This window comes from Mycobacterium sp. DL440, assembly GCF_011745145.1.
Taxonomy (GTDB): domain Bacteria; phylum Actinomycetota; class Actinomycetes; order Mycobacteriales; family Mycobacteriaceae; genus Mycobacterium.
In genome coordinates, this window is sequence record NZ_CP050191.1 from 19,737 (window position 1) to 43,490 (window position 23,754).

Here is a 23,754-nt window from a genome sequence, read left to right on the forward strand (position 1 = left end):
GATTCCTGGCCAGCAACATCTCTGCAGGATATCGCCACCCGCCGTTGACGGGCCGCATCCGCGTGTAGTAATCATACAAAGAAGGCGTTGTTTGTATGATTGCTTTGACGAGCTGAGGTGGCACCCATGACGGATCTGATCGTGCGGAAGATGCGGTTCGCGTTCGCGGACCACCGCGTCCCGTTCCTGTGGAACGAGACCAACCCGGCGTTCTCGTCGATGGCCAACGCGGTGTCGTTCCTGGCCATCGCCTTCGAGAAGATGATCGGCCACATGATCACCGAGGCCATGCCGTTCATCACCGACCCGGCGGTGGCCGAGGAGGCCCAGGCCTTCGTGCGGCAGGAAGGCCAGCACGCGATGGCCCACCGTCAGCACGCCAAGGGCCTGATCAAGGCCTACCCGGGCCTCAAGGAGACCCTCGACGAGGTGGTCAAGGCGTTCGACGACCTGACTGCCGAGACGCCGTTGAAGTACCGGTTGGCCTACACCGCCGATCTTGAGGCGACGTTCACCCCGGTGTTCAAGTTGATGCTCGACCACGACGACACACTGTTCGCCCCAGGCGACGACCGGGTGGCGTCACTGTTCCTGTGGCACTTCGTCGAAGAGGTCGAGCACCGCAGTTCGGCGTTGATCATCTACGACGCGGTGGCCGATGACCCGTGGTACCGGATGCGGGTTGCGCCGTCGATCTTCAAGCATGTGTGGGCGGTGCTCAAGATCGCCACGGAAGGCTTCAACAAGCACGTTCCGCTGGAAGAACGCCAGATCGACGCGATGTCGATGTTCGGCATGCAGGCGCGGAAAAAGGCTCTGCTGCAAAAGCTTCCGTTCACCAAGACTCCGTATGACGGACCCGTCGCCAATGCGTTCGCGCACCTGCCGGTGCGCGAGATGCTGACGGCCCTCTCTGGTGTTGTACGCAGTCAGGTTCCGGGCCACAACCCGGCGCACGAGAAGCTGCCGGTGCTGGCCGACGAGTGGTTCCGGCGCTACGAGGACGGCTACGAGGTCACGCAGTGGTACACCGCGGGGGACGTCGCCGACGAGAAAGCGATCACCGCCGATGTCTGATCTGTGTACCCCGACATTCTCGGGTTTAGCTGAGCGCCTGGGTTTTTCGTGTGACACCGCCGGGGGGCTGGTCGAGTTCCGGAACCCGTTCGGGCTGGAGAACTGGACGCTGCCGGTGCTGGAGCTCACCGTGATCGTCGGCGCGGTGCTTACCCTGGTCTACGCGATCGTCCGGCTGCGCCGTCACAACGATCCGACCAACCTGGTGCTGTGGTTCGGCGCCATCGCCTATCTGCTGATCATCGAACCGCCGCTGTACTTCCCCGGCGCGTTCGGGATCAGCGAGCACGTCGACACGATGTTCGCCCACAACGTGTTCACCGTCGACTTCCTGTGGGGCCGGTTGCCGCTGTACATCGTGGCGATCTACCCGATGATGGCGACGGTGGCCTACGAGATCGTCCGGATCCTCGGGGTCTTCCGCCGGCGCGGTGTGCTGGTCGGCGCGATCTGCGTCGGGTTCGTCCACCACGCGTTCTACGAGATCTTCGACCACCTCGGCCCGCAGCTGCGGTGGTGGGAGTGGACGCTGGATCATCCGATGAATCAGCCGTTCTTCGATTCGGTGCCGCTGCCCAGCGTGGTGGTGTTCGCTGCGCTCTGGCCGATGTCGTTGGCCTTCTGCGTGCAGCTGTTCGTCGGCCGGCACGTTCAGGACGGCAGGACCTTCACGGGGTGGGCGATCCTGGGCCGCACCATCGTCGTCGGCGTCCTGGCATCGATCGGAACCGCGGTGCTGCCCCTGCCCGCGACTGTCGGCACCTCGATTTCGGGGAGCACCACGGTCGGCGGGTTCATCTACGCGGCCGAGCTCGTGGTGATCGTCCTGGTGGCGATTCCGGTGCTGTTCGGTCAATGGTCGAGCCTGCGCAAGGACCGTGATCCCGCGACCGTGCGCTACGCGAACCCGCTCGTCCTGCGCTACGCCGCGGTCTATCTGGCGGTGATGACCGTCCTGTGGCTGTCGGCCCTGCCGGCCTACTTCGGCGCGGCCGACGGCGTCACTGCCGGCGGCGATCCCATCGGCAGCTTGGCCTACACGGTGATCTGCCTGGTGATCGCGGGTCTGTCGATCACGGCGGCCGCCACCGTAAATCCCGCTGAACTGCAGCAACAGCCCGAATCCGCAGCGCCGGGGGTGGCAGCCAGCCGGGAATGAGCAGCGAACCCGCAGGCGCGCCACCCGGCTGACCACATGGGTAATGAGGCAGAATTGCGGTGATGCCGACACCGCCGCAACGCCGATCGCCCAGCCGCACCGCCTCGCTGAACGCGGCTGGTAATCCGGTCCGGTGGATGCCTTCGACAGGCAGATGGTGCAGTACGTCCTGAGATGGGCACCGTTCGGTGGACCTCGCGATGAAGACACCTTCTGCGAATTCGGCCTGACATCGGCTGGTTTGTATGAGCGGATGGCCAAAATCGTGGGTTGGGGGCTGGTGAACTCGCCTGCTTTGTCGATTGCGGACCGCCGCCTGATCATGGCGGCATGGACCCATCAACGTGACACGCATGGCCGCCGCGGGCTCGCCGCGCCGCGATACTCGCGTGGGCAACTCTCCCGCATGTCGCCGAGGCGGATCGATCCCGCACAAGGTATGGAACCTGCCGATCGGCGTCTCCTGCACTACGTGCTGGCCTGGGCGAAATTCGAGGGTCCGCCAGAAGACGAGGTCTTCGGCGAGTTCAGGTTGAGCATCCCCGCCCTATACGAGCGATTCGCCGAGATTGTTGTGGGAGCGTGTACCCACGTGCTGACTCTCCCTGACGAAGACCGGGATTTGGTGCACCGCGCACAGCTTTTCCTTGGCTGGCACGCTGGTCATGCGCGTTTGCGGTGCGAATAGAGGTGGCGCAGGCCAACACATCGTGGACGTGGGGGCAGTCGCGCGCATCAGCTTTTAGCGTGTCGTATCCCCGGACGCTACCTCGGGGACAGGTGCCGCTGGGACCATCTTGGTGTGCGCGTTGCGATCGTTGCAGAGTCCTTCCTCCCGAATGTCAACGGCGTCACCAACTCGGTGCTTCGGGTGATCGAGCATCTCCGCCGCACCGGCCATGAGGTACTCGTCATCGCCCCGGATGCCCCGCGGGGTCAGCCGCCGGCCGATCGTGTGCATGACGGGGTACGTGTGCACCGGGTGCCTTCGCGGATGTTTCCCAAGGTGACCTCGCTGCCGCTGGGCGTGCCGCGGCCCCGGATGGTGAATGTGCTGCGCGGCTTCGACCCCGATGTCGTGCACCTCGCCTCACCCGCCTTGCTCGGCTGGGGTGGCGTGCACGCCGCCCGCTACCTGGGGGTGCCGACGGTGGCGGTGTTCCAGACCGATGTCGCCGGTTTCGCCGAGAGCTACGGGGTCGGTGTTCTGTCGCGGGCGTCGTGGGCGTGGACCCGTCGTCTGCACAGCAAGGCCGACCGCACCCTGGCCCCGTCCACCTCGGCGATGGAAAACCTGGAGGCCCACCGGATTCCCCGGGTGTTCAAGTGGGGACGCGGCGTGGACATCACCGGGTTCGCCCCGTCGGCCCGCGATGAGCGACTACGGTCGGCGTGGTCTCCGGAGGGCAGGCCGATCGTCGGGTTCGTCGGACGGCTGGCGCCGGAGAAGCATGTGGAACGGCTGGCCGCGCTGGCCGGGCGCGACGACCTGCAGCTGGTGGTGGTCGGTGACGGGGTGGACCGCGCCAAACTCCAAACGACATTGCCCACAGCGGTTTTCACCGGGGAGCTGCATGGGCCGGAACTTGCCGAGGCCTACGCCAGCATGGACGTGTTCGTCCACCCCGGCGAGCATGAGACGTTCTGCCAGGCGGTGCAGGAGGCGATGGCGTCAGGTCTGCCGGTGGTCGCACCCGACGCCGGCGGGCCCCGGGATCTGGTGGCGCCGTACCGCACCGGGTTGTTGCTTCCCGTCGACGAATTCTCCTCGGCGCTGCCTGCGGCCGTCGAGCATCTGATCGCCGAGCGACCGCGTTATTCGGTGGCTGCCCGGCGCAGTGTGCTGGGCCGCACCTGGCCGGCCATCTGCGACGAACTGATCGGCCATTACGAGGCCGTGCAGGGCCTGCGTCACCTGCGTGCCGCCTGATTTTCTCTCGCGCGCAGAAACTAGCCCTGCGCGGCCAGCCAGGGGATCAGGCCACCGGCCAGCACGTGCTGGATCTGTCGCGGTGAAAGGCGATGGCGCACTCTGAAAGTCGTGCGCTGCGTGGTGTTGGTGACCGTGATCGGTTGGCCGGCGGACACCGCCTGACGGAGGTTGGTGAGGGTGAGTACATCGCCCTGCGCCACCGTGTCATAGTCGGCGGTGTTGAGGAATTCCAGTGCCAGCACGCCGAAATTGGCGAGGTTCTGCCAATGGATGCGGGCGAAGGACTTGGCGATCACCGCCTGCAGCCCCAAATAGCGGGGCGCGATCGCGGCGTGCTCGCGTGACGAGCCCTGGCCGTAGTTCTCCCCGCCGACGATGATGTGGCCGGTTTGAGCGGATTGCGCCCGTTCCGGGTAGGTCTCGTCGATCTGGGTGAAGCTGAACATGGCCAGCTTGGGAATGTTGGACCGGAACGGCAGGGCGCGCGCACCTGCCGGCGAGATCTCGTCGGTGGAGATGTTGTCGCCGACCTTGAGCAGGACCGGCGCCTCGATCTCATCGGACAGCGGTGTCAGCTCGGGCAGGCTGGAGATGTTGGGGCCCTTGATAACCTCCACGGCCAGCGCCTGCTCGGGCGTGGACGGGGCGACCAGCATGGCGGTGTTGACGCTGGAGTGCGTGGGCAGATTCAGCGTCGGGTACTCGATGCCGTTGTCTGCTGCCCATTGTCGCGGATCGGTGATGACGCCCGTGATCGCCGATGCCGCAGCGGTTTCTGGTGAACACAGCCACACCGAGTCTTCTCTGGTGCCGGACCGGCCGGGGAAGTTGCGGGGCATGGTGCGCAGGGAGTTGCGGCCGGTGGCCGGGGCCTGGCCCATGCCGATGCAGCCCATGCAGCCGGCCTGGTGGATGCGGGCACCGTTGATGACGAGCTCGGTGGTGGCGCCCATGCGTGTCAGGTCGGTGAGGATCTCGCGCGAGGTCGGGTTGACGTCGAAGCTGACATCGGGTGAGGTCTGGTGGCCGTGCACCATGGCCGCGGCGATCGCGAAGTCCCGTAGGCCGGGGTTGGCGCTGGAGCCGATGACCACCTGAGCGACGGGTTCGCCGGCGACCTCGGAGACCGGGACCACGTTGCCGGGTGACGACGGCTTGGCGATCAGCGGTTCGAGTTGTGAGAGATCGATGACCTCGTCGATGTCATATTGGGCGCCGTCGTCGGCGACGAGTTCGATCCAGTCGTCGCCGCGGTCCTCGGCGGTGAGGAATTCGCGCACCGCGTCGTCGCTGGGAAACACGGTCGTGGTCGCGCCGAGTTCCGCGCCCATGTTGGCGATGACATGGCGATCCATCGCCGATAGCCCGGCAAGCCCGGGACCGAAATACTCCATGATGCGGTTGACGCCGCCCTTGACGTCATGGCGCCGGAGCATTTCCAGGATGACGTCTTTGGCTGAACACCATTGCGGGAGCTCGCCTTCCAGCCGGATACCCCACACTTCGGGTGCCCGCAGGTGCAGTGGTTCACCGGCGATGGCCAGCGCCACCTCGAGCCCGCCGACCCCGATCGCCAGCATGCCCAACGAGCCGGCCGCCGGAGTATGCGAGTCCGAACCCACCATCGTCTTGCCCGGTATGCCGAACCTCTGCATGTGCGTCGGGTGCGAGACGCCGTTGCCGGGCTTGGAGAACCACAGCCCGAAATGCTGCGCGGCGGTGCGCAGGTACTCGTGGTCTTCGGCGTTCTTCTCGTCGGTCTGCAGCAGGTTGTGATCGACGTACTGCACGCTGACCTCGGTGCGGGCCCGGTCGAGCCCGAGTGCCTCGAGCTCCTGCATCACCAGGGTTCCGGTCGCGTCCTGCGTCAGCGTCTGGTCGATGCGGATCGCGATCTCCTCTCCGGGTGTCATCGCCCCGGAGACGAGGTGCGAACTGATCAACTTCTGTGTGACGCTTTCCGGCATCTACACAGGTTTCCCCGGTGATGGTCGGATGAAACAGCTGCGGTGGTTTTCGGCTACTTCCTTGCCGACAGCTCGAATACCGGGATCACGCGGCCGTCGGTTCTCGCCTGGAATCCGTCAATATGCGGAATTTCGCGCAGCAGCTCCGCCCACACCCGGTTGCGTTCCGATTCCGGTAACTCTCTGGCCGTCACTTCGTAAGTCACCACCGCCGCGGTCCCGTTGCCGACCTCGACCGATGTCTTGGGCTCTGCTCGTAGGTTGTACACCCAAGCTGGGGTTTTGGGGTTTCCCCCATCTGCGCCGATGACGTACCAGCTGCCCTCGAAGTCAAACCTGTACAGGGGGTTCACCCTGGGCTTACCCGACCGCGCCCCTTTCGTGCGCAGAAGCAGGCCTGGCATCCCCGCGAACAACCCGGTGTTGATCACTCCGTGATTCTCCCGGTACTGCTGGACCACATCGGCGTTGATGGCTGGCATCTCGTCAAGGCCAGTTTCGCTGAGCCGACTGATTTCCTCAGCGTCGGCGCCCAGGCCCCATGCGCCGGAGGACGGCACACTCTGTTCAGTCATGCGATTCCCCGTTCGCTCAAAGACAATGACGAACAGTCGGAACCCAACTGCGCACAGAAACTATTCCCGGTCCGGCTTCTGTTCGCGATGGTCGCAAATGTCGAAAACAACTGTTCCCCAATCTATTTGGCACTTAACGACCTATCGCAAGTCAGCCCTCAGCCACCAGCTTCGATGGAGATCGGCTGCCACTGCTCCCACGTCGCCAGCCGGCTCTCATAGTCGGCCTTGGCCAGCTGCAGGGGCAGCTCACCGAAGAACACCCGCAGCGGCGGTTCTTCGGCATCGACGATCTTGAGCACCGCCTCGGCCGAGGCCTTGGGGTCACCGGGCTTGGAGCTGCGCTGCTGGCGGGCGCGTTGCGCGGCGGCGCGGGCCTCGTCGTAATCGGCAAGCGGGGCAGCGTGTCTGGCAGAGGATCCGGCCCAATCGGTAGAGAACCCGCCCGGCTCGATCAGCGTCACGTGCACACCGAACGGTGCGACCTCCTGGGCCAGTGACTGCGACAACCCTTCCAGCGCCCACTTGGACGCGTGGTACATCCCGACCAGCGGGAATGCGGTGATACCGCCGATCGAGGACACCTGGATTATGTGCCCGCTCCCTTGGGCGCGCAGGTACGGTAGCGCGGCCTGGGTGACCCACAGTGCACCGAAGACGTTCGTCTCGATCTGATCGCGCGCGTCGGCTTCCGACAACTCCTCGATGAACCCGAACTGGCCGTAGCCCGCATTGTTGACGACGATGTCCAGCCGGCCGAAGTGGCCGTGGGCCTGGGCGACTGCGGCGAAGTCCGCCCCGCGGTCGGTGACGTCCAGTCGGATCGGCAGCAGCGCGTCGCCGTACTTGTCGGCCAGGTCCGCCAGCGTCGCGGTGTCGCGCGCCGTGGCCGCCACCTTGTCACCGCGGTCCAGGGCCGCGATTGCCCACTCACGTCCGAAGCCCCTCGATGCACCGGTGATGAACCACACTTTTTCGCTCATGATCAGGTTCAAGTCGCCCCAGCGAAGGCCAATTCCCGATCGCAGGAAGTTCACAGGGATTGCTACGGGTAGCGTCGGCGGCGTGAGTCGAGCGAGCCTGGAGAAGAACCCCCACGAAGTGGCATCGATGTTCGACGCCGTGGCGCGGCGCTACGACCTGACCAACACGGTGCTCTCGCTCGGGCAGGACCGGTTCTGGCGCCGGCAGACGCGTGCAGCGCTGGGAATCGGGCCCGGCGACAAGGTGCTGGACCTGGCCGCGGGCACCGCGGTATCGACGGTCGAGCTGGCGTCCTCGGGCGCGTGGTGCGTGGCCGCGGACTTCTCGGTGGGCATGCTCGCTGCCGGGGCCTCGCGCCCGGTGCCGAAGGTGGGTGCCGACGCCACCCGGCTGCCGTTCGCCGACGGGGTGTTCGACGCGGTCACCATCAGCTTCGGACTACGCAACGTTGTCGACCATGTGGCAGGGCTACGCGAGATGGCCCGGGTGACCCGGCCCGGCGGCCGGCTGGTGGTGTGCGAATTCTCCACGCCGACAAACGGTGCATTCGCCACGCTCTACAAGGAATACCTGATGCAGGCACTGCCGCGGATGGCCACCGCGGTGTCGAGCAACCCGGATGCCTATGTGTACCTGGCCGAGTCGATCCGGGCCTGGCCGGATCAGGACGAGCTGGCTCGTCGCATCGGCGACGCCGGGTGGTCACAGGTCAAGTGGCGCAACCTGACCGGCGGCATCGTGGCGTTGCACGCGGCGACGAAGCCGTCCCCCTAGCTCGCGTATCACTTGGTGACCGTGGGCCGATAGGACTCCGGCAGCTTTCGGGGCGCGCTCATCGGCCGGTGAAGTGCGGAACCTCGTCAAATAATTTGACGAGGCAACCGGGAACTACTCCGCCGGAAGCTCCTCGTTCAGCGGTGAGCGTTGGTGACCAGCTTGTTGACGATGCTGGTTGCCTGGTCGTGGATCTGATAGCCGCACACCTTGGCCTCGAGCGACATCTTGGACACCACCGACAGTGAGTGCTGGCATGCCCATCCATCGGTGCCCGCGCGGGTGGCTGTCTGGGTGATCAGGTCGCCGTCGACGACGAGATGGCCGATATTCCAGGTGCGGTCGCTGGTCTCTTCGCCCTGTTTCTCGCGGATCGGGATTGTGGAGCCCGCGCAGTTGCGCCATACCTTTTCCGAGATCCGGTGCATGGATTGCGTTTCAGCCTCCGACGCGTAAAGCACGGCGGCCTGTTGCACCAAGTGGTGGTGGTCTGAGTCGGGGTCCTGGGCCACCTGGGTGCGCACTGCCGTCCAGTAAGTGAACCGATAGTCCATCTCCTCGGCGGGAAAGAGTGCGGCCAGGCACTTTTCGTCGCGAATCCTCCAGAAGTTGTTGCTCATGTCCGCAGACTTGCTGGTGAACGTCAAGTTGTTGGCTCCGACGATCGATTTGAGTTCCTCGATCGGCAACATGATCTGCTCCAGCTTGTTCTCCTCCGGCGACGGAGTCTTCTTCAGGGCGGCGCCGGACACGGTGCTAGTGCAACCGGTGATGCCGACCAGTGCTGCCGCCGCGACGATCACGCACAACGTTCGAGTTCTGGGCACCCGGTCATTCTTGCCTGTTCCCATCGCCGAAACCGCATTCCAGCAGCACTTGTTCGAGTAACCATCTGCTGGAATGCCGTTTCGGCGGAAGATCAGGACAGAACCCGGCCGGTCGGCAGGACCCGGTTCACGGCGGCGAACCGCCGCAAGGATCGCCGATCGCGAGCGCTGACCACCGTCCCGGTCAGCTCGGCCGCCCGTGGATGCTGCATGGCCCGGATTGCGCGATGCGGCACGGCTCGCGGCCACCAGTCCGTCGGCGCGAACATCTGCCGGCGAAACGGCTCGAAGTGCTCACCCGCCGACAACTGGGTGCGGCATGCGTTCTCGAAGTACTCGCCGAACTCGGACCAACTCGCCGGCATCGGTCGGGTGGAGATGCCATAGCGCCGGTACCACGCGCAGCACTCCTGGTAGAGCTGCTCGTGTTCGTCGTCATCTAGCTTCCGGATGAAGGTATTCACCATCATCACAAGGCTTTCCACATAGGTGGCGTGCTGGAAGTGGAAGACGTCCGGGTTCAGCGCGTGGTACTTGTTCCCGGCCGGGTCGCGGCCCTTGACGTCTTCGTGCGCGAACCGGATGTACGGCCGCATGTCGACGTTGGTGTGGGCGATCCTGATCGCTTGCGTCACAGTGCGTTTGTGGTGGAGCCAGACTCGACGGTGCAACAGCGCATGCTGCGTGATCCCGGTGGCGATCGTCGGATGCAGAGACTGCAGGCACACCGCCCGGGGCAGCGTGAACAGGAACCGCCGATCCCCGAGGTAGCGCCACAGCAGTGTGCCCGGGCCGAGGTCGGCAGCCGTCACCCTCAGATCAGCGCCTTCTTGCGGCGGATCCGGCGGCGCAGGTCCTTCATGAGCACCGCATAGTTGCCGTTGCGCAGTGACTTCGGCAGGAACCGGTTGACGAACGCCACGAACAGAAATAGGTGTTCGAAGCGGCGCCGGTCGGTGTCGGTCCACTCCAGTTCCATCGCGTCGCGGAAAACGGGCGCCAGGAAGCCGATGGTCAAGAACCTCAGCAGCGGCGCCAGCATCTTCCGCATCGGCCAGTTGATCATCCGCAGTTCCACCAGGACCATGAGGTAATCCCGGACGAACGGGGTCATCTCGACGCGTTCGCATGCGGTGTTCCAGTACGCATCGAAGTCCGCCCTGGTCGCCGGCCACATCTCCTCGAGGACCTGCAAGGTGGTGCCGATGGTCATCGCGCTCTGGTAGAACGTCTCGGCCTGTTCCTCCGTCATCGTCCCGTAGAGAAGCTGATGGGTGTCCTCGTAGAAGATGAAAAGGCAGGCCGCCACCCACAACTGCAGTTCGCGGTTGAACGCGTTGTACTTGACCGGACTGTCTTCGGTGGACCGCACCTGCCGGTGCGCCACGTTGACGGCCTCCCGGTAGGCGTTCTTCTCCTCGTCGGTGCCGAGGATCGCGACGGTCAGGTATTGCGCGGTGGTGCGCAGCCGCTTCCACGGGTGGTGTACCAAACTTCCTGACTCCACCCGGCTTTCGGACACCCCGTACCCGACCTCAGGCCAGCTCATCTGCATGATGACGTTCGCTGCCGCCCCGGCGGCGGACCAGAAGTCCAGCGCGTCGGAGAGGTCGACGTGCTTCTTCCGGATCCACCGCGGCACCCGCTGAGTGACGGTGATGCGGGTTTCGGCAGTGGTCAACCGCGGCTCGGCGGCCAGATCCACGTATGTCGCTGGCATGGAACTCCTCTCGGGGCGAACGATGGCTAACGGGGGGACTACACGGTCTGCACGTCGTCGACGATCCAGCGGTCGCCGCTGCGCACGAGCTTGACCACCATCCGGTACTTCTGGTTACTACCCTGTGGTGCAGTCACATTGGTGACGTGCTGGTCGACGAACGCGACGACGGTTGCGGTGTCACCGTCCAGCGAGTCGACGGCCACGCGTTCGGCGGTGGCGGTCGCGACGCCCTTGCTGGTCACCACGATGTCGCGCAGCGCCTTGACCATCTCGTCGTACTTGGCCGCGAACGCCGGGGTGGAGCCGGAGACGATGTGGTCCCGGTTGGCGTCCATCTTCTGATAGTCGAAGGCGGCCATCGCCACCAGATAGTCGCGAGACATCTGGACGGCCTCGGTGCGCAGGGCGTCGTCCTGGCGGTGGTGGTACGCGCCGATGGACAACACCACGAGCGCGGCCGTGGCGGCAACGGCCACCACGGCGAGAAGGCCCGCGACCAGTCGGCGCTTGAGGCGGCTCGGTTCAGATACCTCGGGCTCGGCTTCCAGCTCAGCCTCGAGTTCGTCGGCTTCGTCTGCTGGGTCTTCGGTGGGATCCTCCAACGTCAGTACCGATTCACCGCGGTCGTCGACAGAGTCATCATCGGAATTGCTCACTGCGGGCCACCTTTCAGGATGCTGCGCCATTTGTACGCCAGCTGGGCCAGGGTCGGGATCTTGACCGGGTCACTGACCACGTCGGGTCCGATCGGATGTCCGGGGGTCTGTGAGTTCTGCAGGCCTAGATCGTTGGGTCGGGGTGCGTTGACCGCCCCCCGCATCAGCATGTCGGGTGCGGGCGGGCAGTACATCACCAGGTTTGGTTCGGTGGGACTGACATCGCCGATGGCCCGCCGGTCGACGTCGTAGTTGCACACCGGTCCCTGCGTGGCGATCAGTGAGAAATCCGCCCGGGTCTGGCCGGTGGCGTCGACCTTGACGATCGACGTCAGGTCCTGCAAGCCCTTGGGGATGGTCGTGAGCCCGGTCTGCAGCGAATCGGTACGGTCACCGATGATCGGGGTGACGGTGGCCAGGTTGGCCAGGGTGGCGCCGAACGTGCCCTGATAGGTATCCAGCACCCGCTGCAGCGACTTCAGTGCGCCGGGTGATCGATCGGTCAGGTACAGGAACGCCGGGCCACTGCCGTCGAGCTGATTGGCCAACCGTGAGCTGGCGGCCATACCGCGCACGAACGGGTCGCCTTGACCGGCCATGGTGGTTACCAATGCTGCGGTGCCCTCGATCAGTGGCTGCAGTTGACCGGTCTGGCTTCGGATGCGGGTGGACATGTCCGACGCGTTGTCGATCAGCATGGCCAAGTCGGGGCCCAGCCCGTCGAACGCGTTCGACAGTTCGGTTCCGACCGACTGAACCGCCTGGGTGTCAATGCCTTTCACCAGTTGCGCGGTGTCGCCCATGATCCGGTCCATCTGGATCGGTTGCCGGTCGGCCGGTGCGGCGATGGTGTCCCCGGAGGCCAGGTACGGGCCGGCGTCGGACTGCGGCATGATGTCGACGCTCTGGATGCCTGCGGCCGTGCCCATCCCGACGGTCAGGATCGCGTCGCGCGGGATCCGGGTGCCGGGGTCGATTGCCAGCCGCACCATGGCGGTGCCGTCGGGGTCGAGCCACACGTCGTCGACGGTGCCGACCTGTACCCCGCGCACGGTGACGCTGGTCCCGGCGGTCAGGCCGAACGCGTCGGTCATCGTCGCGGTCAGGGTCATCGGTGTCCGGAACCCTTGGGGTCCGGCCACGTAGCGGATGCCGAACGGGATGACGATCACGGCGATCACTGCGAAGATCGCCAGCTGAACCACTACCAGGCGTCTCAATTCAGACCTCCCGACAAGAACCCCTCCAAGGCGACGTCCCCGGTGATCGGGGTGCCGTTGACGATCAATCCTCCGGTGAGGAGTTTGTCGATGGTGCCCGGGATGTCCAGGGCGCCATCGAACATCAGGTAGTCGCCGTGTACCGAGTTGCCGAACTTCTCCAGGAAGTTGTTCATCGCGGCGAGCATCCCGCCGAGCCGGTCGTTGAAGGTGCCCATGGTCTGCACGACGGTGCCGGCGTCGTTCACCATGGCGTTGAGGTCGGTCGACGACAGCACGCTGTTGGCGGTGGCGGCCAGTGCGGTGGTAGCGGAGAACAGCGTCTGCAGCTTGGCGCGCTGGACATCGAGCATTGCCACCACCTTGGGCACCGCGTCGAGGTAGCCGGCAACGGTCTGCTGCTCGTGGCCGAACTGTCCGGTGATGTTGGCGGCCAGGCTCATTGCCTGGTCGAACTCGCCCTGGTGTTGGGAGGCCTTGGCGGCCAGCAGGGACATCGAGTCGATCAGACCACGCACCTTGTCGGCCCGCCCGCCGAACGCCTTGTCCAGTTCGGTGACGATGGTGGCCAGCTGGTCGACGCCGCTGCGGGACAGCAGTGCCCCGAAGGTGGCCAGCGCACTCTCGATCTGCGGCCCCAGCTCGGTGTGACTGGGTGGGATCACGTCGCCGTCGCGCAACGCCCGCTGCGGAGCCAGTTGGGCGCTGCTGAGCCGGACGAACGGATTGCCAAGGGCCGACGGCAGTTCCACGCTGGCCACGGTCGCGGAGTCCAGACCGTCGGCGTCGGCCAGGCTCAGCTGAACCGAGGCGCCCGAGGCGGCCAGGCTCATCCCGCTGACCCGGCCCACCACCTTCTGCCCGTTGCGCACGTCGGCCCCGATGGTGATGCCGTCGGCGGTCGGCAGCACCACGGTGACGGCCATCGTGTCACTCGGCGAGGTGCGACCAAGCGGCAGGTCCTGAATTCCGATATCGCTCAACGCCCATACGCCGGCGGTGGCCACGACGACCGCGCAACCGGCGGCCGCGCCCCGCAGGGTGGGCTTGGGCAGGGATCTAGGCATGACCGTTCACCTCGGGTACTTCGGGTTCGGCGCCGGTGCGTTGCCGGTGACGGCAGACACGATGCCCAGCGGGTCCGAGCGGCTGATCGGGTAGGAGATCGGGTTGGTGATCCCGGCACCCACACACATCGGCAGCATGTTGCGGTCGCAGAAATTCTGGGCCGCGGCGAACTGCGACAGCACCGTGGACACGTTCAACCGGATCCGGCCGCGCCGGTCCTGGCCGACGGTGTTGGACAGGTTCTGCATCATCAGGGGCACCAGGTCCATGAACTCGGCCAGCTGCGGTTGCTTGGCGGTCAGCACATCGCCGACGGCGTTGAGGTTGGCCGCGATCGTGCCCAGATCATCACCGTGCTGGGTGACGAAGGTGTCCACCTGATCGAGCACCACCTTCAGATCGGCCATGGGCTGGGCGATGTCGACTCCTGCGTCGGCCCAGCTTCCGCCGACCTGACCGAGCTCGTCGACCATCTGGTTCAGCGACACCTGACGCTGGTTGAACGCGGCCATCAGCGTGCTGAGGTTGTCCACCACCGCGCCGATGTCCTCGGCCCGGGCGCCGAGCACTCCGCTGGCCGCGCTGAGGTTGCGCATCGCGGAGTTGAACAGCTTGCCCTGATCGCGCCACTGGTCGGCACCGCGGGTGAGCACCGCGCCGATGTCACCCTGCTGCGGCCCGATCGCCGAGGTCAGTGTGCTCAGGCTGCCCAGCATGGTGTCGAAGGTGATCGGGGAGTGGCTGTGGTCGGCCCCGATGACGTGACCGTCGGCCAGGGTGGGCCCCGTTCCGCTGTAGGCGGGCCCGAGTTCGACGCTGCGGTCACTGATCAGGGCCGGGCTCACCACGTAGGCATCGGGTTCGGCGGGCAGCGCGACGTCGTCGGGCAGCGTCATGGTGACCCGCACCGTGGTGCCCTGTGGGGTCACCGCGGTGACCCGTCCCACCGGCACTCCGAGCACGGTGACCTTGCTGCCCGGGTAGATGCCGTTGATGTAGCCGAAATCGGCGTGCACGGTCCGGGCCCGGTCGGTGCGGCCGAACACGTACCAGCCGCCGGCGGCCAGACACAGGACCACGATGAGCGCCATCGAAATCTGTCGCTTCATCGGCATTCCCGCTGAACGTTGAGGAAGCACAACAGGTTGTCGGGCATCACCACGGACGGCGAGTTGACGTCGGCCCACGTGCCGTTGCCGGTGGAATTGGTGACCGCGCGGATCGCCGGGGGCATCTTCAGCAGGGTCTGGTCGATCTTGTCCACATTGGCTTTCAGGGTTCCGGTGACCGCGGTGAGGCCGGCGATCAAACTGCCGAAATCGGCCTGCTTCTCGGTGTAGATCGCGGCCAGGTGCCGCATGATCGCAGTCAGGTTGGTGACGATGTCGGTGAGCGCCTGGCGACGCGCGGCCAGTGAGGACACGATGTACTGGGCATTGGCCGCGGTGTCGGCCAGCGAATCGGTTTGATGCGACAGCATTTCGGCCATCGACCGGCTGATCCGCAGGATCTCGTCGATCTTGTCGCCGTTGTCGGCGAAGGCCGAACTGGCGGCGCTGATTCCGGCCAGCGCCTGGCCGAGTTCGGTGCTGTTGCCGGGCATGGTGTCGACCAGGGTGTTCATCATCGCCGTCAGTGGCTGCGCCTCGACGTGCTCGGCGGTGTCGGCGGCCTTACGGCCCACTTCGTCGAGGCTGTAGGGAACCGTGGTACGCGACAACGGAATCACGTTGGAGTCCAATCCATTTACCGCGCCCGCGGGCATGACATCCAGAAACCTCTTGCCCAGCACGGTCCGCAGCCGCACCGTCACCGTGGTGCGATTGCCGAGGGCCTGCGCCTTGTCGAGCCGGAAGCCGACGCGTACCCGGTCGACGGCCAGGGCCACGTCCTCCACCCGACCCGCCGGCACCCCGGCGACGTACACCGGGTCGCCCCCGGACAGACCGCTGGCATTGGCCAGCTCGGCGACATAGGCATTGGTCCGCACGTGGTAGACGGCGCGGGGGATGCCGATCGAGACGACCATGATGGCCACCAGGGTGACGGTGCCGATCATGCCCAGCGCCAACGGGATTGACGGGTTGTGTTTGCGCTGATCCTTCACGAAGAGGAAGATCACCGCGCCGACGACGAGGTCGATCAGTTTGACGAGAAACATCTACTGACACACCTCGGAATGCGTGTAGCCGAAGATGTTGGCTTCGTGGCTACGGATCTTGAGGGTGAAGTTGCACAGGTACAGGCTGACGAACCCGCCGTAGCTGGAAGTGCGGTTGATCGCGTCACCGAACTCGGGCAACCGGGTCAGCAACTTGGTGAATTCCTCGGTGTTGGGCTGCCAGGTCTGCAGCATGGCATTGAGATTGGTGATGGTGTCTCCGTAGGCCGCGCTCGAGTTGTTGACCGTGTTGGCCAGGGTGGCCAGCACGGCGTCGCCCTGGTCGATGAGCGTCTCGAACTGCCGGTCACCGGAGGTCACCGCTGCGCTGAGCCGGTTGAGCCCGCTGAGCATCTGTTCCAGTTGGGGCTGGCGGGTGTCCATGGTGCGCATCAACGTCGACATGTTGTCGATGAGCTGGGTGAAAATGCCCGCATTGCTACTCAAAGACGAAGTCATTGCGGCGATCTGGGTCAGCAGCGTGGTCAGGGTCTGGGCCTGGCCACTGAAGGTCTCGACGAATCCCCGGGTCAAAGTGTTGACCTGCTCGGGAGCCAGCGCGTCGAACAGCGGTTTGAACCCGTTGAGCAGTGCGGTCAGATCAACCGCGGGCGACGTCTGGGCCAGGGGGATGACGCCCCCGGCGGCCAGTCGCGCCGGAGGTTCGTCGGTGGAGACATCCATGATTGCCCCGCCCGGGTCGGACAGGGCCACATAGCGGGCACCGAGCATGTCGCCGTAGCGCACTGCCGCGGTGACATTGCTGGTCAGGGTGAAGTCGGAGTTGACCTCGATGTCGACATCGGCCCGGGTGGTGCCGTCGGTGTTGGGGGCAAACCGGATCGTATCCACCCGCCCGATCCGAATGCCGTTCATGGTCACCGGGTTTCCGACATTGAGGCCCTCGACGCTGGTGAACTGCGCCTGATAGGTGACGGTGCTACCGCGCACCGGCACCGACAGGGTGTTGATCACCAACACTGCACTGAGCACTCCGGCTGTACTGAAGATGCCCAGCTTGGCCCATGACTGCCACCGTCCGTTGCGGTTCATGACACCTGCACTTCCGTGCCGCGCACCAGGGGGCCCAGCATGAGGACAGTGGCGATGTTGGGTTGGGTCGAGGGGGTGCCGGCCGGGGGGGCCAGCTCGTCCTGCAGCACCGCCAGGGCATGGGCCTGGCCGTCGGCGTCGACGATGACCGACGCGGGCGCAGCCTCGGAAATCGATGACGCAGGTGCGGCTCCCGGAACTGCCTCGGCGGGAAGCGGTTCCGTAGGGATCGGGGCGGACTGCGGCAACCCGGGGCCCGGCGGCAGGAACGAATGCGTCGGCAGGTGCGGGGCCGGCGCGGTGAACGGTGTGACCGGCAGATCGGCGGCCGGGCGGGACAGCACGTCCACCGGCTGATCCGGTACCGCACCCGACGGAGCGGATTCGGCGCACCGGGCGCCCTGGGTGTTGCCGTACGCCGGACAGTCGGTCAGCGCGTACGGCATCGGTCCGGCGAAAGTCGCCACGGCGGTGATGTTGAACTTGCCCGTCGCGAACACCTTGGCGCCGGCCTCACCGAACGACTGGGCGCCGGCCAGGGTGTCCACCAGACCGAGTGGCTGGGCGGCGGTGGTCGCCATGATCTTGCCTGCCGAGTCGACGACGGTGATCAGCTGCGCGCGATGGTCGGAGAGGAATGAGGTGAGCACAGAGGAGAACCGGGCGAAACCGTCCAGCGCCGAGGCGAACTTCTTCTGGTCGTCGACCATCCGGTTGGACACTGACGTCGCCGCCGACAGCGTGGAGATGATGTCGGGGGTGGCGGTGTTCAGCGAGGCCATCACATCCCGGAATTGCGGTGTGGTGTCGAGGAACCGCACCAGCGACGGGGTCAGCACCTGGGCGCTCGCGCTCAGGTTGTCGATCGTCGTGCCCAGTTCGGTGCCGCGGTTGCGCAGTGACTGGCTGATCGCGGTGAGGGCGGTCTGCATGCGCTCGGGTTTGATCTGTGAGAACAGCTCGACGATCTTGGTGAACACGTCGTAGAGCGCCATCGCGTCGGGGCTGTCGTCGATCGCTACGGTGTCACCTGGCTTCAGCCCCGTTGTCGACCGGTTGTGTTGCGGGTCAACGAGTTGCAGGTAGATGTCGCCGAAGAAGGTGCGGGGCACGATCCGCGCGACGGTAGAGGACGGGATGATGCCGAGGCTGTCGGGTTCGATGGCCAGCCGGACCCGGGATGTGTGGGTGCCCGACTCGATGTCGGCGATGCGTCCGACGTTGACGCCGTGGTAGCGCACCGGGGATCCGCCGGTGATCAGGCCGGCCGACACCGGAACTCCCACGAACACATCGGCACTGCGTTCCAGATGTCCGGACGCCCGGGCCACCAGCGCCGACGCCACCGCTACCGCTACCGTGGCGGCGGCCAGGCCGCGCAGCGCCAGTTTCGCCCGGCTGGGTTCCGAATACCTGCGGCGCCTGCCGAATGGCCTGAGGCGCTTCACATTCCCATCCCGGGGATCTCGGGGACCAGGCCCCACAGGGCGAAGGTGAGCAGCACGTCGAGGATGCCGACCGCCAGGATCGCTGTGCGCAGTGCCCGGCCGGCGGCTTGTCCCACCCCGGCGGGCCCGCCCGAGGCGAAGTAGCCGTAGGTGCAGTGCACCAGGGCCACCACGATCGCGAAGACGATCGCCTTGATCCCCGAATAGAGCAGGTCGCGCGGGCCGAGGGCCAGGTGGAAGAAGTAGTCGTACGTGCCGGGGGACGCGCCGTTGAAGATCACCACCACCGTACGGGTGGACAGATAGCTCGCCAGCAGGCCGATCATGTAGATCGGGATGACGCAGACCACCGAGGCCAGCACGCGCGTGCCGACCAGGTACGGGATGGAGCGCAGTGCCATGGCGTCGAGCGCGTCGATCTCGTCGGAGATCCGCATGGCCCCGATTTGGGCGGTGAAGCCCGTTCCGACCTTGGCGGCCAGGGCGATCGCCACCACCACCGGCGCCAATTCGCGGGTGTTGGCGATCGCGGCGAGCATGCCGGACAGCGTGTTCATGCCGACCAGGTCCAGGCCGCGCTGGGTCTCGACGCCCAGCATCATGGCCGCGGCCAGCGACATGGCGAACACGATCCCGATGGTTCCGCCGCCGGACAGCAGGGAGCTGGTGCCGAAGGTGACCTCGCCGATCTGGCCGAGGGTGTGCTTGCGGTAGCGCACCAGGGCATACGGCAGTGAACCGAGGACCTTGGCGTAGAAGGTGACGTGCTGGCCGGCCACCGTGAGTGCGTCGTACCCGGCGACCGCGGGTCGCGAAATCCGCTGCAGGGCAGCACTGCTGGTAAGTGCGGTCATCTGTAGCTGCCCACGGCCGGAACCACCACGGTGTACAGCGCCGACATGGTGGTGTTGAGGATGAAGACCAGTGCGAAGGCCAGCACCACGGCCTCGTTCACCGCGTTGGCCACCCCGCCGGCGCCGCCCTTGGTGTGCAGGCCCTTGAAGGTGGCGACCAAAGTCGCGGTAAGTCCGAACACCGCTGACTTGATCAGTGCCATAACGAAATCCGACACCTGGCCGTACTGGCTGAACGTGGCCAGGAACGTTCCGGCGGGCAGGTGCTGCACGCTGATGTGGTACAGGTAGCACGCCATCACGCCGCCGAAGGTGACGATCGAGCACAGGGCCAGGGCCACGATGACGGCGGCGACCAGCCGCGGTGCCACGAGTCGCTCGATCACATCCAGGCCCATGACCTCCATCGCGTCGATCTCTTCGCGGATGGTGCGCGATCCCAGGTCGGTGCAGATCGCCGAGCCGGCCACGCCGGCCATCATCAGCGCGCACACCAGGGCCGCGGCCTGGCCGACGATGATGAACGCCACCACCGCGCCCGAGTAGCCCCCGGCGCCGATGCGCCCGGCCAGCTCACCGACCGACACGGCGATGAACACCCCGATGGGCATCATCAGCAGCAGGGCCGGCCCGGTGCACACCCGGCCGATGAACAAGGTCTGGTTGACGACCTCGTCGAGCACCAGTCGCCGGCGGACCACCGCGGTGACGACGCTGACCAGCGCCTGCACCGAGAAGCCGAGCACGTGGCCGCCCTGGACCAGGACGTCCCGAACTGGGCCCTTGGACGCTGGTAGCTCGTATGTCATCGAGTTCCTTCCGCGCTTGTCGTGGCATGCGCGGGGCCGGCCGGTGACACCGGTAGTGCTGAGCACCGTTTCGACCCCCCGGCCGCCTGTGGAGCATGTCACATTTCGTGACGCCACCGCAAGAATTAAGTGAATGGTCATTCTCGAGTCGGCCGAGCATGTCTTCGGAGGTCCTGAATGGTGGACGGCTCGAGTTTGTGAGCATCGGATCGCGACCGGTCGGCCTGAATTCAACTCGGCGTGTCGGCCGGGTGTGAAGCGGAATCGGCATTAACTTAACGCCCACAGGGGTCGCCGAGCTGAGGTGGTATCGGGATGTCGGGTGGGGCTGGGGAACGTCACATTTCACGGCGGTCGTTTCTGGCCGGAACGGCCACGGCGGGGGTGGCCGCTGCGGCGCTGAGCAGACCGGCGACCGCGCACGCCGCGCCCGGGTCCACGGTCGCGATATTCGGTGCCGGGGTGGCCGGCCTGACTGCCGCGCACGAGTTGGCCGAGCGCGGGTACCGGGTCACGGTGTTCGAGCGAAAAGCCTTGGGCGGCAAGGCACGGTCGATCCCGGCACCGTCGCCGTCGGGCAGCGCCCTACCGGCCGAACACGGCTTCCGGTTCTTCCCGGGCTTCTACCGCAACGTCACCGACACCATGCGGCGTATCCCGTTCGCCGGCAACACCTTCGGCGTATGGCAGAACCTGACCCGAGCCACGTCGTATCTGCACTCGGGGCTGGGGCGGGCGGATCTGACCATTCCGCTGCCCTTTCCGATCCCGACGCTGCCCAACCCCATCACCCCGAAGGCGTTCACCGAGTCGGTGGCCGCGGTGTTCCAGACGCTGTTCCGGTTGCCGCCGTTGGAAGCGGTGTACGCCGCGCAGAAGCTCGCGGTCTACGTCACCAGCTGCGATGAGCGCAAGCTCGGTCAGTGGGACAACATGACCTGGGAGAAATACATCGGGGCGGACCACAAGAGCAAGGAGTACAACCGCTACCTGGCCGACGGCATCATCCGGAACCTGGCCGCCTCCAAGTCCAAAGACGCCAGCGCGCATTCGATCGGGCTGGTCGGCGAGGCCTCGGTGTGGTCGATCCTGCTGCTGGGCAACGACATCGACAACAAGGGGTTCGACCGGGTGCTCAACGGGCCCACCAGCCTGCAGTGGATCGATCCCTGGGTGGCCCACCTGCAGTCGCTGGGGGTGACGTTCCGACTCGGTCAGGCGCTGGCCCGGCTGACCCCGAACGGTCGCCACATCGCCTCGGCAACTGTGGTGGACGGCAACGGGGTGGCCCAACCTGTGGTCGCGGATTGGTACATCTCTGCCGTGCCCTGCGAGAAGCTCGCGGCGGTGCTCACCCCCGACGTGATCGCCGCCGATCCCAAGCTCGCCAATGTGGCGGCGTTACGCACCGAGTGGATGAACGGGCTGATGTTCTTTCTGCGTGAGCGCGTCGACGTCACGAAGGGGCACGTCAACTACGTCGACTCCGGGTGGGGGCTCACCTCCATCAGTGAGGCCCAGTTCTGGAAGCGGCCGCTGACGTCCTATGGGGACGGCACTGTCAAAGACTGTCTGTCGGCGATCATCTCGGACTGGAGCACGCAGGGGAATTTCAACGGGCTCAGTGCCAGGCAGTGCACCCCGCCGCAGATCGCCGCCGAGGCCTGGGCGCAGATCAAGGCACATCTCAACGACACCAGCATCGTGGTCACGGACAAGATGGTGCATTCGTGGTTTCTCGACCCGTCGATCATCGACTCGGGCACGCCCAACGTGCGCAATGATGAGCCGCTGTTCATCCAGGACCCGGGTTCGTGGGCGCGCCGGCCTGAGGCCGTCACCGGGATCGACAATCTGTTCCTGGCCGGCGAGTGGATCAAGACCGACCAGAACGTCACCACGATGGAGGGCGCCAACGAAGGCGGCCGGTACGCCGCCAACGGGGTGCTGCTGGCGTCGGGCTACTCAGGGTCGAAGGCCAACGTCCTCGGGTTGTTCCAGGCGCCGTGGTGGGGCCCGTTCAAGGCGGCGGACAAGGCGCGGTACCGGGCCAGGCTGCCCCACGCGCTGGACATCGTCGACACCCGCTGGCCGACCTGACCCGCTTAGTGAAAACAATTACCATTAACCCTACGATGGGCCGGTGACGTCGACCGGATCGGTACCCGTGCTCGCGGTCGCCGGGCACCTGGGCGCCGGCAAGACCACGCTGCTCAACCATCTGCTGCGCAACAGCCGCGGCGTCCGGATCGGTGCGCTGGTCAACGACTTCGGCGCGGTCAACATCGACGCCATGCTGGTGGCCGGTCAGGTCGACGCGATGGCATCGCTGTCCAACGGATGTATCTGTTGTGCGGTCGACGGCGAAGAAGTCGGCGAGATGCTGGGCAGGCTCGCGGCTGTCAAACCCCGGCTGGATCTCATCGTGGTGGAGGCCAGTGGCGTGGCCGAGCCGGCCTCCCTGGCCCGCACCATTGTCACAGTCGACGATCCCCGGTTCCATTACGCCGGCCTGGTTCTGGTCCTCGACGGCCTGCAACCCGACCTGAGTCACGGGCTGCCGGTCGCCGATCTGGTGGTGCTCAACAAGGCGTCCTCGTGCGCCGACATCGACGGCCTGCTCGCACGGATCCGCAAGTTCAGTCCCCGGGTTCCGGTGCTGCCCACCGACTTTGCCCGCGTCGACCCCGAGTTGCTGATCGACCCGCCGCAGCCACGGGTTCCGCAGGCCCAGCTGTCTTTCGACGAACTGCTGCGCGAGGAGCACGATCACGACCATCCCGAGTATCAGAGCGTCGAGTTCCGCACCGATGCCGCGGTCAACCCACGCTTGTTCATGGAGTTTCTGCGGGACCGCCCCGAAGGGCTTTACCGCGCCAAGGGTTTCGTCGACTTCGGCGCTCAGCGCTTCCTGCTGCAGTTGGTCGGCAGCGCGCTGCGTTTCGAGAAGCGGCGTGCGGGCGGCACCGAGCTTGTGCTGATCGGCACCGGGATGGACCCGTCGGCAGTACTGGCGGGGCTCGAGCGGTGCACCGGTGAGCCGGCCGACGAGAACGCGATGTTGGGGGTGCTCAAGTACGTGGTGTAGCCGGCGGCGGCGGTTGCCCGTCCGGCTATCCTGGCCGCTCACTCGAATTCAAGGAGCGGCATTGTTCAAGGTCAACGAGTACTTCGGCGGCGACGTCGCATCGATCGCCTTCACGGCACCGGAGGGGCCTGCGACCGTGGGCGTCATGGCCGTCGGCGAGTACGAGTTCGGTACTTCCCAGCTCGAGATCATGCGGGTGGTGTCCGGCGCTCTGACCGTCAAGTTGCCCGGCAGCGAGCAGTGGGAAACCTTCGCGGCGGGAACACAATTCACCGTGCCGGCCGACAGCAAGTTCCAGGTCCGCACCGAGGTCGAGACGGCCTATCTGTGTGAGTACCGATGACCTGAGGCTCTACTGGCCTCTCGGTGCACCGCGTT

General features: G+C 65.8%; 23 protein-coding genes. 8 read left to right on the forward strand and 15 right to left on the reverse strand.

Annotated elements, in window-relative coordinates; translation table 11 throughout:
- The first annotated feature begins 126 nt into the window (after window positions 1-126).
- From HBE63_RS00090 to HBE63_RS00105, 4 genes are all read left to right on the forward strand, one after another.
- On the forward strand, window positions 127-1,077 hold the full coding sequence (locus HBE63_RS00090; RefSeq protein ID WP_166902244.1) for a metal-dependent hydrolase: 951 nt from the start codon (window positions 127-129) through the stop codon (window positions 1,075-1,077).
- The gene (locus tag HBE63_RS00095) at window positions 1,070-2,236 is read left to right on the forward strand and encodes a hypothetical protein (RefSeq protein WP_166902245.1); all 1,167 of its coding nucleotides are present in this window, start codon (window positions 1,070-1,072) and stop codon (window positions 2,234-2,236) included. The genes HBE63_RS00090 and HBE63_RS00095 overlap by 8 nt, the downstream gene beginning before the upstream one ends.
- 133 nt (window positions 2,237-2,369) lie before the next feature.
- The gene (locus tag HBE63_RS00100; RefSeq protein ID WP_166902247.1) at window positions 2,370-2,924 is read left to right on the forward strand and encodes a hypothetical protein; all 555 of its coding nucleotides are present in this window, start codon (window positions 2,370-2,372) and stop codon (window positions 2,922-2,924) included.
- 114 nt (window positions 2,925-3,038) lie between these two features.
- Window positions 3,039-4,166, forward strand: a complete 1,128-nt coding sequence (locus tag HBE63_RS00105) for a glycosyltransferase family 1 protein (protein WP_166902249.1) — start codon at window positions 3,039-3,041, stop codon at window positions 4,164-4,166.
- A 20-nt stretch (window positions 4,167-4,186) separates the two neighbouring features.
- Here the strand turns inward: HBE63_RS00105 and HBE63_RS00110 are convergent, their stop codons facing one another.
- The 3 genes from HBE63_RS00110 to HBE63_RS00120 form a co-directional block, all read right to left on the reverse strand.
- The gene (locus tag HBE63_RS00110) at window positions 4,187-6,136 is read right to left on the reverse strand and encodes an aconitate hydratase (protein WP_166902251.1); all 1,950 of its coding nucleotides are present in this window, start codon (window positions 6,134-6,136) and stop codon (window positions 4,187-4,189) included.
- A 53-nt stretch (window positions 6,137-6,189) separates the two neighbouring features.
- A complete protein-coding gene (locus HBE63_RS00115; protein WP_166902253.1) occupies window positions 6,190-6,711 on the reverse strand; it encodes a nitroreductase/quinone reductase family protein in 522 nt (173 codons plus the stop codon).
- A gap of 158 nt (window positions 6,712-6,869) precedes the next feature.
- The gene (locus tag HBE63_RS00120) at window positions 6,870-7,694 is read right to left on the reverse strand and encodes an SDR family oxidoreductase (RefSeq protein WP_166902255.1); all 825 of its coding nucleotides are present in this window, start codon (window positions 7,692-7,694) and stop codon (window positions 6,870-6,872) included.
- Between the two features lie 82 nt (window positions 7,695-7,776).
- On the opposite strand from HBE63_RS00120, the gene HBE63_RS00125 reads away from it, so the two are divergent.
- A complete protein-coding gene (locus HBE63_RS00125; protein WP_166902257.1) occupies window positions 7,777-8,469 on the forward strand; it encodes a demethylmenaquinone methyltransferase in 693 nt (230 codons plus the stop codon).
- Window positions 8,470-8,606: 137 nt separating this feature from the next.
- On the opposite strand, the gene HBE63_RS00130 is transcribed toward HBE63_RS00125, so the two are convergent.
- The 12 genes from HBE63_RS00130 to HBE63_RS00185 all read right to left on the reverse strand — a co-directional run bounded on the left by HBE63_RS00130 (window position 8,607) and on the right by HBE63_RS00185 (window position 20,288).
- Complete coding sequence (locus HBE63_RS00130; RefSeq protein WP_166902259.1) at window positions 8,607-9,296, reverse strand: sensor domain-containing protein; 690 nt, start codon at window positions 9,294-9,296, stop codon at window positions 8,607-8,609.
- A gap of 92 nt (window positions 9,297-9,388) precedes the next feature.
- The gene (locus HBE63_RS00135; protein WP_243858393.1) at window positions 9,389-10,108 is read right to left on the reverse strand and encodes an oxygenase MpaB family protein; all 720 of its coding nucleotides are present in this window, start codon (window positions 10,106-10,108) and stop codon (window positions 9,389-9,391) included.
- Between the two features lie 2 nt (window positions 10,109-10,110).
- Complete coding sequence (locus HBE63_RS00140; RefSeq protein WP_166902261.1) at window positions 10,111-11,016, reverse strand: oxygenase MpaB family protein; 906 nt, start codon at window positions 11,014-11,016, stop codon at window positions 10,111-10,113.
- 38 nt (window positions 11,017-11,054) lie between these two features.
- Window positions 11,055-11,675 carry a mce associated protein mas1a gene (locus HBE63_RS00145; protein WP_243858395.1) on the reverse strand — a complete coding sequence of 207 codons (621 nt, stop codon included), beginning with the start codon at window positions 11,673-11,675 and terminating at the stop codon, window positions 11,055-11,057.
- The gene (locus HBE63_RS00150) at window positions 11,672-12,895 is read right to left on the reverse strand and encodes an MlaD family protein (RefSeq protein WP_166902263.1); all 1,224 of its coding nucleotides are present in this window, start codon (window positions 12,893-12,895) and stop codon (window positions 11,672-11,674) included. Before HBE63_RS00150 ends, HBE63_RS00145 begins: the two co-directional genes overlap by 4 nt.
- Window positions 12,892-13,962 carry an MCE family protein gene (locus tag HBE63_RS00155; RefSeq protein ID WP_166902265.1) on the reverse strand — a complete coding sequence of 357 codons (1,071 nt, stop codon included), beginning with the start codon at window positions 13,960-13,962 and terminating at the stop codon, window positions 12,892-12,894. Before HBE63_RS00155 ends, HBE63_RS00150 begins: the two co-directional genes overlap by 4 nt.
- Window positions 13,963-13,968: 6 nt before the next feature.
- Window positions 13,969-15,078: an MCE family protein gene (locus HBE63_RS00160; RefSeq protein WP_166902267.1), complete on the reverse strand. Its 1,110-nt coding sequence runs from the start codon at window positions 15,076-15,078 to the stop codon at window positions 13,969-13,971.
- Entirely contained in the window at window positions 15,069-16,124 is a 1,056-nt protein-coding gene (locus HBE63_RS00165) for an MCE family protein (RefSeq protein WP_166902269.1), read from the reverse strand. Before HBE63_RS00165 ends, HBE63_RS00160 begins: the two co-directional genes overlap by 10 nt.
- Entirely contained in the window at window positions 16,125-17,177 is a 1,053-nt protein-coding gene (locus HBE63_RS00170) for an MCE family protein (protein WP_166902270.1), read from the reverse strand.
- Window positions 17,174-18,625 (reverse strand): MCE family protein, encoded by a 1,452-nt coding sequence (locus HBE63_RS00175; protein WP_166902272.1) that lies wholly within the window; start codon window positions 18,623-18,625, stop codon window positions 17,174-17,176. Before HBE63_RS00175 ends, HBE63_RS00170 begins: the two co-directional genes overlap by 4 nt.
- Entirely contained in the window at window positions 18,622-19,479 is an 858-nt protein-coding gene (locus tag HBE63_RS00180) for an ABC transporter permease (RefSeq protein WP_166902273.1), read from the reverse strand. The genes HBE63_RS00175 and HBE63_RS00180 overlap by 4 nt, the downstream gene beginning before the upstream one ends.
- Window positions 19,476-20,288, reverse strand: coding sequence for an ABC transporter permease (locus HBE63_RS00185; RefSeq protein WP_166902275.1), 813 nt, complete (start codon window positions 20,286-20,288; stop codon window positions 19,476-19,478). Before HBE63_RS00185 ends, HBE63_RS00180 begins: the two co-directional genes overlap by 4 nt.
- Window positions 20,289-20,603: 315 nt before the next feature.
- On the opposite strand from HBE63_RS00185, the gene HBE63_RS00190 reads away from it, so the two are divergent.
- The 3 genes from HBE63_RS00190 to HBE63_RS00200 all read left to right on the forward strand — a co-directional run bounded on the left by HBE63_RS00190 (window position 20,604) and on the right by HBE63_RS00200 (window position 23,719).
- The gene (locus tag HBE63_RS00190; RefSeq protein WP_166902277.1) at window positions 20,604-22,388 is read left to right on the forward strand and encodes an FAD-dependent oxidoreductase; all 1,785 of its coding nucleotides are present in this window, start codon (window positions 20,604-20,606) and stop codon (window positions 22,386-22,388) included.
- 43 nt (window positions 22,389-22,431) lie between these two features.
- Window positions 22,432-23,376 carry a GTP-binding protein gene (locus tag HBE63_RS00195; protein WP_166902279.1) on the forward strand — a complete coding sequence of 315 codons (945 nt, stop codon included), beginning with the start codon at window positions 22,432-22,434 and terminating at the stop codon, window positions 23,374-23,376.
- Between the two features lie 61 nt (window positions 23,377-23,437).
- A complete protein-coding gene (locus HBE63_RS00200; protein ID WP_166902280.1) occupies window positions 23,438-23,719 on the forward strand; it encodes a pyrimidine/purine nucleoside phosphorylase in 282 nt (93 codons plus the stop codon).
- Window positions 23,720-23,754: the final 35 nt, after the last annotated feature.

Bases quoted from the DNA above. Each gene is read 5' to 3' on its own strand.
- HBE63_RS00090 (WP_166902244.1), top strand. From the start codon at position 127: ATGACGGATCTGATCGTGCGGAAGATGCGGTTCGCGTTCGCGGACCAC.
- HBE63_RS00095 (WP_166902245.1), top strand. From the start codon at position 1,070: ATGTCTGATCTGTGTACCCCGACATTCTCGGGTTTAGCTGAGCGCCTG.
- HBE63_RS00110 (WP_166902251.1), bottom strand. From the start codon at position 6,136: ATGCCGGAAAGCGTCACACAGAAGTTGATCAGTTCGCACCTCGTCTCC.
- HBE63_RS00115 (WP_166902253.1), bottom strand. From the start codon at position 6,711: ATGACTGAACAGAGTGTGCCGTCCTCCGGCGCATGGGGCCTGGGCGCC.
- HBE63_RS00120 (WP_166902255.1), bottom strand. From the start codon at position 7,694: ATGAGCGAAAAAGTGTGGTTCATCACCGGTGCATCGAGGGGCTTCGGA.
- HBE63_RS00140 (WP_166902261.1), bottom strand. From the start codon at position 11,016: ATGCCAGCGACATACGTGGATCTGGCCGCCGAGCCGCGGTTGACCACT.
- HBE63_RS00155 (WP_166902265.1), bottom strand. From the start codon at position 13,962: ATGCCTAGATCCCTGCCCAAGCCCACCCTGCGGGGCGCGGCCGCCGGT.
- HBE63_RS00160 (WP_166902267.1), bottom strand. From the start codon at position 15,078: ATGCCGATGAAGCGACAGATTTCGATGGCGCTCATCGTGGTCCTGTGT.
- HBE63_RS00165 (WP_166902269.1), bottom strand. From the start codon at position 16,124: ATGTTTCTCGTCAAACTGATCGACCTCGTCGTCGGCGCGGTGATCTTC.
- HBE63_RS00170 (WP_166902270.1), bottom strand. From the start codon at position 17,177: ATGAACCGCAACGGACGGTGGCAGTCATGGGCCAAGCTGGGCATCTTC.
- HBE63_RS00180 (WP_166902273.1), bottom strand. From the start codon at position 19,479: ATGACCGCACTTACCAGCAGTGCTGCCCTGCAGCGGATTTCGCGACCC.
- HBE63_RS00185 (WP_166902275.1), bottom strand. From the start codon at position 20,288: ATGACATACGAGCTACCAGCGTCCAAGGGCCCAGTTCGGGACGTCCTG.
- HBE63_RS00190 (WP_166902277.1), top strand. From the start codon at position 20,604: ATGTCGGGTGGGGCTGGGGAACGTCACATTTCACGGCGGTCGTTTCTG.